12 protein-coding genes are annotated in these 12,062 nt (G+C 65.9%); 5 read left to right on the top strand and 7 right to left on the bottom strand.

Annotation, left to right across the window (positions count from 1 at the left end; translation table 11 throughout):
• Nucleotides 1-456, bottom strand: a complete 456-nt coding sequence (locus tag AB4851_RS19925) for an FKBP-type peptidyl-prolyl cis-trans isomerase (RefSeq protein ID WP_414445646.1) — start codon at nucleotides 454-456, stop codon at nucleotides 1-3.
• Between the two features lie 147 nt (nucleotides 457-603).
• Here AB4851_RS19925 and radC point away from each other — a divergent pair, with 147 nt between their 5' ends.
• The 4 genes from radC (at nucleotide 604) to nadB (ending at nucleotide 3,868) form a co-directional block, all read left to right on the top strand.
• A complete protein-coding gene (radC, locus tag AB4851_RS19920; protein ID WP_414451899.1) occupies nucleotides 604-1,395 on the top strand; it encodes a RadC family protein in 792 nt (263 codons plus the stop codon).
• 281 nt (nucleotides 1,396-1,676) lie between these two features.
• A complete protein-coding gene (rpmB, locus tag AB4851_RS19915) occupies nucleotides 1,677-1,910 on the top strand; it encodes a 50S ribosomal protein L28 (RefSeq protein ID WP_007586227.1) in 234 nt (77 codons plus the stop codon).
• 11 nt (nucleotides 1,911-1,921) lie between these two features.
• Entirely contained in the window at nucleotides 1,922-2,089 is a 168-nt protein-coding gene (gene rpmG / locus AB4851_RS19910; protein WP_006478046.1) for a 50S ribosomal protein L33, read from the top strand.
• A gap of 198 nt (nucleotides 2,090-2,287) precedes the next feature.
• Nucleotides 2,288-3,868 carry an L-aspartate oxidase gene (nadB, locus tag AB4851_RS19905; RefSeq protein WP_414442873.1) on the top strand — a complete coding sequence of 527 codons (1,581 nt, stop codon included), beginning with the start codon at nucleotides 2,288-2,290 and terminating at the stop codon, nucleotides 3,866-3,868.
• 102 nt (nucleotides 3,869-3,970) lie between these two features.
• On the opposite strand, the gene nadC is transcribed toward nadB, so the two are convergent.
• The 6 genes from nadC to purN form a co-directional block, all read right to left on the bottom strand.
• On the bottom strand, nucleotides 3,971-4,852 hold the full coding sequence (gene nadC, locus AB4851_RS19900) for a carboxylating nicotinate-nucleotide diphosphorylase (RefSeq protein WP_414451168.1): 882 nt from the start codon (nucleotides 4,850-4,852) through the stop codon (nucleotides 3,971-3,973).
• The gene (gene nadA, locus AB4851_RS19895) at nucleotides 4,849-5,976 is read right to left on the bottom strand and encodes a quinolinate synthase NadA (protein WP_414451167.1); all 1,128 of its coding nucleotides are present in this window, start codon (nucleotides 5,974-5,976) and stop codon (nucleotides 4,849-4,851) included. Before nadA ends, nadC begins: the two co-directional genes overlap by 4 nt.
• A 130-nt stretch (nucleotides 5,977-6,106) precedes the next feature.
• Nucleotides 6,107-7,303 (bottom strand): fatty acid desaturase, encoded by a 1,197-nt coding sequence (locus AB4851_RS19890; RefSeq protein ID WP_414451166.1) that lies wholly within the window; start codon nucleotides 7,301-7,303, stop codon nucleotides 6,107-6,109.
• Between the two features lie 219 nt (nucleotides 7,304-7,522).
• Nucleotides 7,523-8,767: a mechanosensitive ion channel family protein gene (locus AB4851_RS19885; RefSeq protein ID WP_414451898.1), complete on the bottom strand. Its 1,245-nt coding sequence runs from the start codon at nucleotides 8,765-8,767 to the stop codon at nucleotides 7,523-7,525.
• 77 nt (nucleotides 8,768-8,844) lie between these two features.
• Nucleotides 8,845-10,275, bottom strand: a complete 1,431-nt coding sequence (locus tag AB4851_RS19880; RefSeq protein WP_414451165.1) for an RsmB/NOP family class I SAM-dependent RNA methyltransferase — start codon at nucleotides 10,273-10,275, stop codon at nucleotides 8,845-8,847.
• Nucleotides 10,272-10,943, bottom strand: coding sequence for a phosphoribosylglycinamide formyltransferase (gene purN / locus AB4851_RS19875; RefSeq protein ID WP_414451164.1), 672 nt, complete (start codon nucleotides 10,941-10,943; stop codon nucleotides 10,272-10,274). Before purN ends, AB4851_RS19880 begins: the two co-directional genes overlap by 4 nt.
• A 125-nt stretch (nucleotides 10,944-11,068) precedes the next feature.
• On the opposite strand from purN, the gene AB4851_RS19870 reads away from it, so the two are divergent.
• The gene (locus AB4851_RS19870; RefSeq protein ID WP_414451163.1) at nucleotides 11,069-12,061 is read left to right on the top strand and encodes a bifunctional riboflavin kinase/FAD synthetase; all 993 of its coding nucleotides are present in this window, start codon (nucleotides 11,069-11,071) and stop codon (nucleotides 12,059-12,061) included.
• Nucleotide 12,062: the final 1 nt, after the last annotated feature.

Raw genomic sequence — 12,062 nt, 5'->3', positions numbered from 1 at the left:
TTACAGAATCCCGATGATTTTCACTTCGAACGTAATGGCCTGGCCCGCGAGCGGGTGGTTGAAGTCGAACAGCGCCGAGGTTTCGCCCACTTCCTTCAACACGCCGGCATAGCGGCCGCCGTCGGGCGCGTTGAACTCGATCAGGTCGCCGGGCGTGAAATCGTCGCCCACCATGCCGTTATCGCGCAGGGTTTTCATCGACACGCGCTGGATCATGTCCGGGTTGCGGGGGCCGAACGCCTCGCCAGCCGCTAGCTGGAAGGTCGAATGGTGCCCCGACTTCAGGCCGAGCAAAATGCTTTCGAGCGCCGGGGCCAGTTGGCCGGCACCCATCAGCAACGTAGCCGGCTTATCGGCGAAGGTGTTGACGATGTCGGCACCATCGCCGAGCGCAAGCCGGTAGTGAAGCGTGACGTGGGAACCGGGCTTCACTTCTGAGATATCGATGAGGCTCATGTGTACTCGTTCAATCCGCCGCCGGGCGGCATAACGCAAAACATCCATTGTAAGTCACCTGAGCGCTTGGAGCGGAATGTCGGCTCACACCGCTCCCCGCGCGTCAAACGGAGAAATCCCATGCCGTCAGCCCCGCAACGCGTCACGATGCTCGCCGGCGTCACCGGTCCGGCGCCCGCCTCGCCGGCCTGCGCCGCTCTGCCCGCCGCAGCCGCGGCCGCTTCCCCGGCAACGCCCCTGGCGCCGGCGCGCCTTGCCGGGAAAGCCTCGCGAAGCCATCCGCGCTGCGACGACAGGCCACGAGAACGCCTGCTCGAGCGCGGGCCGGCCGCGCTGACCGACAGCGAACTGCTCGCGTTGCTGATCGGCAACGGCATCGCCGGCAAGCACACCGCCATCACGGCGCAGGCGCTGCTCGAGCATTTCCGCTCGCTGCGCGCCCTGCTCGACGCGTCGCCCGCGGCGGTTCTCGCTCGGCCCGGCATCGGCGCGGCGCGCGCCGCCGTGTTGATCGCCACCTCCGAGCTGGTGCGCCGTGCGCTGATCGAACGCAGCAAGGAACGCACGTTGATCGATTCACCAGAGGCGGTGCACGATTATCTGCGGCTCACGATCGGCACCCGCACCCGCGAGGCGTTCCTCTGCCTCTATCTCGATGCGCAGCACCGGCTGATCGATTGCGAGGAAAGCACCGTCGGCACGCTGACGCGGATGGCCGTCTACCCGCGCGAAATCGTGCGCCGCGCGCTCGAACTGAATGCGGCGGCGCTGATCGTGGCGCATAATCACCCGTCCGGCGCGGTAAGGCCGAGCGCCGAGGATCGCCGCCTCACCCGGCTGCTGCGCGAGGCGCTGGCACTGGTGGACGTGCGGCTGATCGATCACATCGTGGTCGGCGCCAGCGACACCTTGTCGTTTTCGCACGCCGGGCTGCTCTGAACCCCGCCACGGGCCGTCATTCGATATGACCCCGCACGTCCGGCGCGGGCCATCGCCGCGCCCCGAGATCGGCACCTGAAATAGGGTTGATTTTCCAGAATTTTTTCTGTTAGAATCGCCGTCTGACTTTTTTCCAACCAGTTCTGAAGCCAAAGAAGGGACGAGGGGTCTAGCCATTCAGGATGGCCAGGTCTTTCCGAGACGGCAGCGAGTTCGCAGTCGTTGTGCAAAGAAACTTCATCGGCAATCGAACCCGAATTCAGCGTATTAGGAGTGCTCTCATGGCACGCGTATGCCAAGTAACTGGGAAAGCGCCGATGAGCGGCAACAACGTTTCCCACGCCAACAACAAGACGAAGCGTCGCTTCCTGCCGAACCTGCAAAACCGCCGGTTCTGGGTGGAGAGCGAAAACCGCTGGGTGCGTCTGCGCGTTTCGAACGCCGGCCTGCGCCTGATCGACAAGAACGGTATCGACACCGTGCTCGCTGACCTGCGCGCACGCGGCGAAGCCTAAGGAGCACGAGCATGGCAAAGGGCGCACGCGACAAGATCAAGCTGGAATCGACCGCAGGCACGGGTCACTTCTACACGACCACGAAGAACAAACGCAACATGCCGGAAAAGATGGCGATCAAGAAGTTCGATCCCGTCGTCCGCAAGCACGTCGAATACAAGGAAACGAAGATCAAGTAATCTTCGATCCCTGTCTAGCGACACAAAAAACCCCGCAATCGCGGGGTTTTTTATTTGGCACGCCGCTTTTCCTCCCGACGATCGTCTTTTTGCCTTGGCCGTGACACATTGCCACAGCGTTCGCGGTATGCTCTGCCCTTCCCGCCGGCCATGCCGGCACGGGAATACCGGATGAAGGCGCAGAAACGGAGAAGCAAGATGAATTTCGATGTGGCGATCGTCGGCAGCGGTCTTGCCGGTTTGTCGGTCGCGCTGAACCTCGCGCAAACACGCAAGGTCGCGCTGATCGCGAAGCGATCGATGATGGAGGGCGCGAGCGACTACGCGCAGGGCGGCATCGCGGCGGTGCTCGATTCGGCCGACAGCGTCGAGAACCACGTCAGCGACACGCTCGTGGCCGGTGGCGGCTTGTGCGACGAAACCACCACGCGCTTCATCGTCGAACACGGCCGCGAGGCGATCGAGTGGCTGATCTCGCAAGGCGTGCCGTTCACGCGCGACGCCGCCGCCGAACTCGGCTTCCACCTGACGCGCGAAGGCGGCCACAGCCATCGCCGCATCATTCATGCCGCCGACGCCACCGGCCATGCCGTGCTGGCCACCCTGAGCGCGCGGGCGCGCCAGCATCCGAACATCACGTTTTTCGAGAACCACCACGCGGTCGACCTGATCACGTCGGAACGCATCGGCCTGCCCGGCGGGCGCTGCGTCGGCCTCTATGCGCTCGACGTGCGCACCGGGCTGACCGTCACGATCGAGGCGCCGCACACGGTGCTCGCCACCGGCGGCGCCGGCAAGGTCTATCTGTACACGACCAACCCCGACACGGCGACCGGCGACGGCATCGCGATGGCCTCGCGCGCAGGTTGCCGCGTCGCGAACATGGAATTCATCCAGTTCCATCCGACCTGCCTCTACCACCCGTACGCAAAGTCGTTCCTGATCTCGGAAGCGGTACGCGGCGAAGGCGGCCTGCTGAAGCTGCCCGACGGCACGCGCTTCATGCCGGCGCACGATGCGCGCGCCGAACTAGCGCCGCGCGACATCGTCGCGCGCGCGATCGATTTCGAGATCAAGAAGCGCGGTATCGATTGCGTCTATCTCGACATCAGCCACCAGCCCGAAGCGTTCCTGCGCGAGCACTTCCCGACCATCCACGCACGCTGCCTCGAATTCGGCATCGACATCGCCAAGCAACCGATTCCAGTGGTGCCGGCCGCGCACTACACGTGCGGCGGCGTGGTCACCGACTTGGCCGGGCGCACCGACGTAGCCGGCCTCTACGCGGTGGGCGAGACCTCGTACACGGGCCTGCACGGCGCGAACCGGCTGGCCAGCAACTCGCTGCTCGAATGCCTGGTGATCGGCCGTGCCACCGCCGAAGCGATCGAAACGGCCGGCTACGCGCGCCTGCCGCACGGTGCGCTGCCCGCCTGGGACGAAAGCCGCGTGTCCGATCCCGACGAAGAAGTGGTGGTCGCCCATAACTGGGACGAGTTGCGCCGCCTGATGTGGAATTACGTGGGCATCGTCCGCACCGACAAGCGGCTCGCCCGCGCGATGCACCGCATCGAACTGCTGCGCGACGAAATCCAGGAGTACTACGCGAATTTCCGCGTCAGCCCCGACCTGCTCGAACTGCGCAATCTGGTGGATGTCGCGTCGCTGATCGTGGAAAGCGCGCGCTCGCGGCGCGAAAGCCGCGGCCTGCATTTCAGCCGCGACTGGCCCGATACGCTGCCGAAGGCATTGCCGTCGGTGCTGCTGCCGCGTCGCTGAACGCGCGGCCGCTGCCGATTTCCGGCAGCCCGAAACGACAAAGCCGCTCGCGGAGGTCATCCGCGAGCGGCTTCGTTTTTGGCTTAGGCGGCCAGCCGTTTCTCAGTCGACGATCCGCATCGAATAATCGGTCGCACGCACATCCTTGGTCAGCGCGCCGATCGAGATGCGATCCACGCCCGTCGCGGCGATGTCGCAGACCGTATCCGCATTGACCCCGCCCGACACCTCGAGCACGGCACGGCCACCGGCCACGCGCACCGCGTCGCGCATCATGTCGAACGTGAAGTTGTCGAGCAGCACCGATTTCGCGCCGTGCGCGAGCGCCGTATCGAGCTGCGCCAGCGTTTCGACCTCCACCTGCACCGGCACGCCGGCATCCAGGGCGAACGCGGCATCGAGCGCCGCACCCACGCCGCCGGCCGCCGCGATGTGGTTTTCCTTGATCAGGATGCCGTCGTAAAGCGCAAGCCGCTGGTTGGCGCCGCCGCCCACGCGCACCGCGTACTTCTGCGCGAGCCGCAGCCCCGGCAGCGTCTTGCGCGTATCGAGGATACGTGCACGCTGACCATCGATCAGATCGACGTAGCGCCGCGTCGCGCTGGCCACACCCGACAGCAATTGCAGGAAGTTCAGGCCATTGCGCTCGGCCGTCAGCAGCGAACGCGCGGGACCGCGCAGCTCGCAAACGGTCGAATCGGCCGTCATCAGCTCGCCTTCGCGATAACGCCAGTCCACCTCGATGGCCGGATCGATCGCGCGCATCACGGCCTGAAACCAGGGCACGCCGCACAGCACCGCGTTCTCGCGAACGATGATCCGCGCGAGCCGCGCCGGGCCGTCGGGCACTAGGCGACCCGTCTGGTCGCCGCTGCCGACATCCTCGGCAATCGCATCGGCGATATTGCGCGCGATCGCGGCCTCGAAGGCCGCGCCGTATTGATGGACGATTTCGTCGTAGATCGGGGACACCGCTGCCGTCATGCCGCCCCCACGTTCGAGAACAGTTGCGCATCGCGCTGCAGATCACCGCTCGCCTGCACGCGCCGCTTGTGCTGCGCGGCGAAGTCGAGCATGCGATCGATCGGCAGGCGGGCACGCTCGCCGAGCGTCGCATCCACAAAGATTTCGTTGTGACCGCGCTCCAGCACGTCGGCCAGATTCGCGAGGCCGTTCATCGCCATCCACGGGCACTGCGCACAGCTCTTGCAGGTGGCGCTGTTGCCGGCCGTGGGCGCGGCGATCAGCGTCTTGCCCGGCGCGGCAAGCTGCATCTTGTGCAGGATGCCGAGGTCGGTGGCGACGATGAAGGTTTGCGCGTCGAGCTTCACGGCCGCGTCGATCAACTGCGTGGTCGAGCCCACCACATCGGCCAGCGCCACCACGTTCTCGGGCGATTCCGGGTGCACGAGCACCTTCGCGCCGGGGTGTTCGGCGCGCAGCAGGTCGAGCTCGATGCCCTTGAATTCGTCGTGCACCAGGCAGGAGCCTTGCCACATCAGCATGTCGGCGCCGGTTTTCTTCTGGATATAGCTGCCAAGGTGCCGGTCCGGCGCCCAGATCAGCTTTTCGCCGCGTGCGTGCAGATCGGCGACGATCTCCAGGCCGATCGACGAGGTGACCATCCAGTCGGCGCGTGCCTTCACGGCCGCGCTGGTGTTGGCGTACACCACCACCGTGCGATCCGGATGCGCGTCGCAAAACGCCGAGAATTCGTCGACCGGGCAGCCGAGGTCGAGCGAGCAGGTGGCGTCGAGATCGGGCATCAGAATCCGCTTGCCGGGACTCAGGATCTTCGCCGTTTCGCCCATGAAGCGCACGCCGGCGACGATCAAGGTTTGCGCTTTGTGATCACGCCCGAAACGCGCCATTTCCAGCGAATCGGCTACGCAACCGCCGGTTTCGTCGGCCAGCTCCTGCAACTCGGCGTCCACGTAATAGTGGGCGACGAGCACCGCCTTTTCGCGCTTGAGCAGCGCCTTGATCCGCGCCTTCAGCGCATCGCGCTCCGCCGCGGACGGGCTGTCGGGCACCTTCGCCCAGGCTTGCCCGATTCCACACACGGCGCCGGGCCGGTCGTACTCGACGGGTTTGATCGCGGCTTGCATCTCGTATCTCCTCTACTTCCTCTGCACGGCAGAATCGCTGTCGATTGGCCACCGCCAAATCGGCGGCACAAAAGAAAAAACCCCGCCAACGCGGGGTTTGTGACGTTCCGAAATTCTAATCGATTTCAGATCATGCGTAGCGGCGCAGACGCGTCGCGAACTCCTGCAGCGCCTTGATGCCGCTTTGTTCGGCACGATGGCACCAGTCCTGCAATTGGGCCAGCAGCTGTTCGCGCGAAGCATTCGAACGATCCCACATCGAGGCCAGATCCTGGCGCAACTGGAAGTAGGTTTCCATCTTCTGGCTGTTCGCGAAGATTTCCGGCAATTGGCGCTTCTGCGGTTCGTTCAGGCCGTCTTCACCCTTGTGGAACCAGTTGCGCGCGCCACGCAGCGACTGATACTTCTCGCTCGAACCGAGGCCCTTCAGATGCGCCAGTTCCTGGCGGTAAGCGCGCTTGAATGCCTTGCCGTAACGCGCCATCACTTCATAGCGGTTCGACAGCACGGCCTGCAGCGTTTCCTGGTCGAGCACGGCCTTGCGTGCGACGAGGCGCGGCGTGGGCGCGACCTTCTTGACCTTCGCGAGCTTGAATGCCGACAGGATACGGATGTACATCCAGCCGATGTCGAACTCGTACCACTTGTTCGAGAACTTCGCCGAAGTGGCGAACGTGTGGTGGTTGTTGTGCATTTCCTCGCCGCCGATCACGATGCCCCAGGGAATCAGGTTCGTGCTGGCATCGGCCGAGTTGAAATTGCGGTAACCCCAGAAGTGCGCGAGACCATTGACGACGCCGGCAGCCCAGAACGGGATCCAGATCATCTGCACGGCCCACACCGACAGGCCGACGATGCCGAACAGCGCCACGTCGATCACCATCATCAGGCTCACGCCGAGGATCGTGTACTTCGAGTAGATGTTGCGTTCGATCCAGTCGTTCGGCGTGCCGTGGCTGAACTTGCGCAGCGTTTCTTCGTTCTTCGCTTCGGCGCGATACAGCTCGGCGCCTTCGAGCAGCACCTTCCAGATGCCGCGCGTTTGCGGGCTGTGCGGATCCTCTTCGGTTTCGCACTTGGCGTGGTGCTTGCGGTGGATCGCCGCCCATTGGCCCGTCAGCATGCCCGTCGACATCCACAGCCACAGACGGAAGAAGTGGCTGACGATCGGGTGCAGATCGAGCGCGCGGTGCGCCTGACAGCGATGCAGATAGATGGTCACGGCCACGATCGTGACGTGCGTGGCAACGAGCGTGAACAGAATGATCTGCCACCAGGAGAGGTGCAGCAGCCCGTGGGCCAGGAAGTCGAGCACAGAATTCAACAAGGCATTTACCTGTAATTCGGAGATGGCGCCGGTATGCGCGCGCCAACGTCATAGAAATGAAAGCATACCGGGTATGGACGAAATTTTACTGTATCCGTTCCCGGCAACTGTCAAAAATGAATGATTGTTGCTACGGCGTAAGAGGATTGCAGTCCACCTGTGGACCATCGATCCAAAATGGTCCAATGGCACGCCCGAAACCCTTGAAAAGGGTCGAATTCATTCTTCGACATGCAACGAACGCCCGTCGATCACCCGCACTTCGCGCTGCGGCAACGGCACGGCAACCCCATGCTCCGCGAACAACCGCCACAGCCTGCGGTTGACGGCCGAGCGCACCCCCGACGTGCCGCGCGCGGCATCGGCAATCCAGAAGCCCAGTTCGAGTTCGATGCCGTCCACGCCGAAGCCCACCAGATAAGGTGCCGGCGCCGGCTCGTCGAGCACGCGCTCGACGCCGTTCGCGGCCTCGGCCAGCAAGGCCAGCGCCGCTTCGACGTCGCTCGTGTAGGCGATGCGGATCGCCACCTTGGCGTAGCCGCGGGTCTGGAACGACGACTGGTTCTGCACCACGTCGGTAATCAGCTTCTCGTTCGGGATCAGCTTTTCGTAGCCGTCGAGGCCACGCACCACCGTGTAGCGGGTGCGGATCTGCGTGACGATGCCCTGCAGGCCGCCCACGTCGATCGCGTCGCCCAGCCGCAGCGAGCGGTCGAGCAGGATGATGAAGCCCGACACGTAGTTGCTGGCGATCTTCTGCAGGCCGAAGCCGAGCCCCACGCCGAGCGCGCCGCCGAACACGCCGAGCACGGTCACGTCGATGCCGACCAGCGACAGGCCGATCAGCACGGCCGCCACCACCAGCAGCGCGCGGCCGACCCGCGACAGCACCACCTTGAGGTTCGCATCGAGCGTGACGGCCCGCGCCAGGCGGTCCTCCAGCAGCGAACCGAGCCACATCGCCACCACCAGCGTCACGCAGATCCACAGGCAACCGGACAACAGCGAGAGCAGGCTCAGGTGCGCACTGCCGACATGGAACGTCAGGCTGTCGAGCCAGTCGACCACGTCGCGCTGGATGCCGAGCACGGTCAGCCCCATCGCGACCCAGACCACCGCCGACACCAGCTTTTCGACGATCGACAGCCACGCGTGGGTATCGCCGTCGCGCGCAAACGCGCGGCGCGCGATCGAGAACAGCAGATAGAGCAGCGCGATGCCGAACAACGGCACCAGCGCGAGTTGCAGGATGGGCGTGGCGAAGAAGCGGTCGCCAACCGCCTGCGCCACCGTCAGCAGCGTGCCGCCGGCGAGCGGGAACAGCGCGCGGTTCAGGCTTTCCGAACCGGTGCCGGACGCGCGGCCGGCGGCGCGCCGCCGTGCGTCGATCCGCGCGCGCAGCCAGCGCGCGACGAACCAGGCCAACACCAGCGTGCCGGCCAGCACCGCGAGCTGCCAGATCATGACCGGCTGCCCGAAATCGCGGATCACGCTGGCCAGCCGCTTCGACAGCAACGGGTCCTGCACGGCCTGCCCCGCGGTCAGTCCTGACCGGCGGCCGGCTCGGCAGCCGGCGCAACCGGATCAGCCGACACAGCGGCTTCTGCCGCGTTGGCAACTTCGATCGACTCGGTTGTCGATTCAGCCACCGATTCAGCCGCCGATTCGTCCGCCTTCGCTTCGGCTTGCTTGTCGGCCTTCTTCACGGCCGGCTTCGCACGGCGCTCCATCACGGCGGCGAAGAAGCCGTCGGTGGCGTGACGATGCGGCCACAACGACAGGTAATCGCCGGTATCGAGCTCGATGCGCTGCTCGGCCAACACCTTGTTGGCGGGCACCAGCACGAAATCGGGGTGCGCGGCCAGGAACTGCTCGACGATCGCTTCGTTTTCGGCTTCCAGCACGCTGCAGGTCGCGTAGACGAGCCGGCCGCCCGGCTTCACGAGCCGCGCGGCGCTGGCCAGAATCGAGCCCTGCTTGGGCGTCAGTTCGGCGATCGAGTCGCGCGTCTGGCGCCACTTCAGGTCCGGATTGCGGCGCAGCGTGCCGAGCCCGCTGCACGGCGCGTCCACCAGCACGCGGTCGATCTTGCCCGCCAGACGCTTGATCTTCGCGTCGTGCTCGCTGTCGATCAGCACCGGGTTCACGTTTGACAGCCCGCTGCGCGCAAGGCGCGGCTTGAGCTTGGCCAAGCGCTTTTCGGAGACGTCGAACGCATACAGGCGGCCGGTCGAACGCATGGCCGCACCGATCGCCAGCGTCTTGCCGCCCGCGCCGGCGCAGAAGTCGACGATCATCTCGCCACGGCGCGGCGCCATCAGCGAACACAGCAACTGGCTGCCCTCGTCCTGCACCTCGATCATGCCTTCCTGGAACAGCGCGAGCTTGGTCAGCGCCGGCTTGCCGTTCACGCGCACGCCGTACGGGGCGAACGGCGTCTCGCCGGCCTCGATGCCGTTGGCCTTGAGCGCGGCCACCACCTGCTCGCGCGTGGCCTTCTGGGCGTTGGCCCGCAGGTCGAGCGGGGCCGGATAGTTCACGGCGGCGGCGAACTTCGCCAGCGTGTCGGCATCGAAACGCTGCGCGAGAGCCTGGTAGATCCAGTCGGGCAGGTTGGTGCGCACGCGCAGCGGCAGGCTGGCCGGATCGATCTTCGCGACGTGATCGAGCCACGCCCATTCGGATTCCGAGACGTGCGCGCGCAGCGCCGAGCGGCCCGCCGTCTGCATCAGGCCGAGCAGCGTCAGGCGCCGCGTCGGGTTGCCCGTGCCGCTTTCGGCCAGATGCGAATATTCCATCTTCCGGCGCAGCACCGCGAACACCGCTTCGGCGATCACCCCGCGCTCGGCGTGGCCGAGCTTCGGATGCGCGCGGAAAAAGCGGCTCGTGGCGGCATCGGCCGGGCCGGTGAACTTCAGTACGTCGCCGAGCAGCAGCTCGGTCTGGCCAATCAGGAATCCATGCAGCTTCATACACCCTCACCCAAATCGTTGTAGTCGTTGACGTCGCCGTCGGCCAGCAGCCAGCGGCAAGCGCCCGGCGCCAGCACCGCGCGGCCCGCTTCGAGCCGCAGCCGGCCCTCGACGAACCAGCGCACGGCGCGCGGATAAAGCTGGTGCTCGGCGGCCAGCACGCGCTGCGCCAGCGCGTCGGGCGTGTCGCCGTCGCGCACCGGCACCGCCGCCTGCGCGACGATCGCGCCGCTGTCCAGCTCGGGAATCACGAAATGCACCGTCGCGCCATGCAGGGCCACGCCGGCGGCCAGAGCGGCCTCATGTGTGCGGATGCCCTTGAAGCTGGGCAACAGCGACGGATGAACGTTCAGCATCCGGCCCTCGAAACGGGCGACGAAGGCCGGCGTCAGGATCCGCATGAACCCGGCCAGCACCACGAGATCGGGCGCGAAACGGTCGATCTCGGCCGCCAGCGCGGCGTCGAAGGCCTCCCGGCCGTCGTGGCCGCGATGATCGACCACCGCGGTCGGGACTCCGCGCGCGGCCGCAAATGACAAACCGGCCGCATCGGGCCGGTTTGCGATCACGGCGGCAACCTGGGCCGGCCAGCCGTCGCGCCTGCACGCTTCGACGATGGCCTCCATGTTGCTGCCGCGACCTGAAATCAGGATGACTATTTTCTTCATGCGCGGATTTTACCATCCGGGATCGCCGTTTCCGGCCCGACGGGGCGCCCATTGCCGCGAAGCGTTTATAATCTTGTGCTTTGCGGCATCCGCCCGCCCATTTCGTCCGCTGCCAACCCGCTATCGTGAAAGTGTTTCGCGGCCTGCCCAACGCCGAAAGTCGCGCCCCGTGCGCGCTGACGATCGGCAATTTCGACGGTGTCCATCGCGGCCATCAGGCCTTGCTCGCGCGCGTGCGCGCGGCGGCGGACGCACGCGGGCTGCCCGTGTGCGTGATGACGTTCGAACCGCACCCGCGCGAATTCTTCAACCCGGCCGGCGCGCCGCCGCGCATCGCGATGCTGCGCGACAAGCTCGAGGCGCTGCGCGAGAACGGCGTCGATCGCGTGGTGGTCGAGCACTTCAACCAGACGTTCGCGAACCAGTCGCCCGAGGCGTTCGTCGAGGACACCCTGGTGAGCGGCCTGCACACGCGCTGGATGATCGTCGGCGACGATTTCCGCTACGGCGCCAAGCGCGCCGGCAATTTCGCCTCGCTGAAGGAAGCCGGCACGCGCTACGGGTTCGACGTCGAGCAGATGGCCACGCTGGCCGCGCCGAACGGCGCGCGCATTTCCAGCTCGGGCGTGCGCGCCTCGCTGGCGGCCGGCGATCTCGATGCGGCCAAGAACGCGCTCGGCCACGGCTACGCGATCAGCGGCCATGTCACGCACGGCCTGAAGCTCGGCCGCGATCTCGGCTTCCCGACCCTGAACCTGTCGATCGCGCACAAGCGCCCGGCGCTGTCGGGCATCTTCGTGGTGACGGTGCACGGCCTCGCCGATCACCCGCTGCCCGCGGTGGCCAGCCTCGGCGTGCGCCCCACGGTGGTCGATGCGGGCCGCGTGCTGCTCGAAGTCCATATTCTCGACTGGCACGGCGACGCCTACGGCAAGCTCGTGCGCGTCGAATTCCTGAAGAAGCTGCGTGACGAGGCGAAATTCATCGACCTGGAAACGCTGACCCGCGCGATCGCGCAGGACGTCGTCGACACGCGCGCCTACTTCGCCGCGCATGGCGTCCCGCCCGGCGGCCGCGCAACCGGCTTCGCCATTTCGGCCACCGACCGAATTAGCTGAT

The sequence above is a fragment of the Burkholderia sp. 22PA0099 genome (assembly GCF_047497165.1).
In the GTDB taxonomy this organism is placed as follows: domain Bacteria; phylum Pseudomonadota; class Gammaproteobacteria; order Burkholderiales; family Burkholderiaceae; genus Burkholderia.
The sequence above is the reverse complement of the archived record's forward strand: the minus strand, read 5'-3'. Positions and strand labels throughout refer to the sequence as shown.

What these genes read in the sequence shown, in the direction of transcription:
- AB4851_RS19925 (WP_414445646.1), bottom strand. Translation starts at nt 456, where the DNA reads ATGAGCCTCATCGATATCTCAGAAGTGAAGCCCGGTTCCCACGTCACG.
- radC (WP_414451899.1), top strand. Translation starts at nt 604, where the DNA reads ATGCTCGCCGGCGTCACCGGTCCGGCGCCCGCCTCGCCGGCCTGCGCC.
- rpmB (WP_007586227.1), top strand. Translation starts at nt 1,677, where the DNA reads ATGGCACGCGTATGCCAAGTAACTGGGAAAGCGCCGATGAGCGGCAAC.
- rpmG (WP_006478046.1), top strand. Translation starts at nt 1,922, where the DNA reads ATGGCAAAGGGCGCACGCGACAAGATCAAGCTGGAATCGACCGCAGGC.
- nadB (WP_414442873.1), top strand. Translation starts at nt 2,288, where the DNA reads ATGAATTTCGATGTGGCGATCGTCGGCAGCGGTCTTGCCGGTTTGTCG.
- nadC (WP_414451168.1), bottom strand. Translation starts at nt 4,852, where the DNA reads ATGACGGCAGCGGTGTCCCCGATCTACGACGAAATCGTCCATCAATAC.
- nadA (WP_414451167.1), bottom strand. Translation starts at nt 5,976, where the DNA reads ATGCAAGCCGCGATCAAACCCGTCGAGTACGACCGGCCCGGCGCCGTG.
- AB4851_RS19885 (WP_414451898.1), bottom strand. Translation starts at nt 8,767, where the DNA reads ATGATCTGGCAGCTCGCGGTGCTGGCCGGCACGCTGGTGTTGGCCTGG.
- AB4851_RS19880 (WP_414451165.1), bottom strand. Translation starts at nt 10,275, where the DNA reads ATGAAGCTGCATGGATTCCTGATTGGCCAGACCGAGCTGCTGCTCGGC.
- purN (WP_414451164.1), bottom strand. Translation starts at nt 10,943, where the DNA reads ATGAAGAAAATAGTCATCCTGATTTCAGGTCGCGGCAGCAACATGGAG.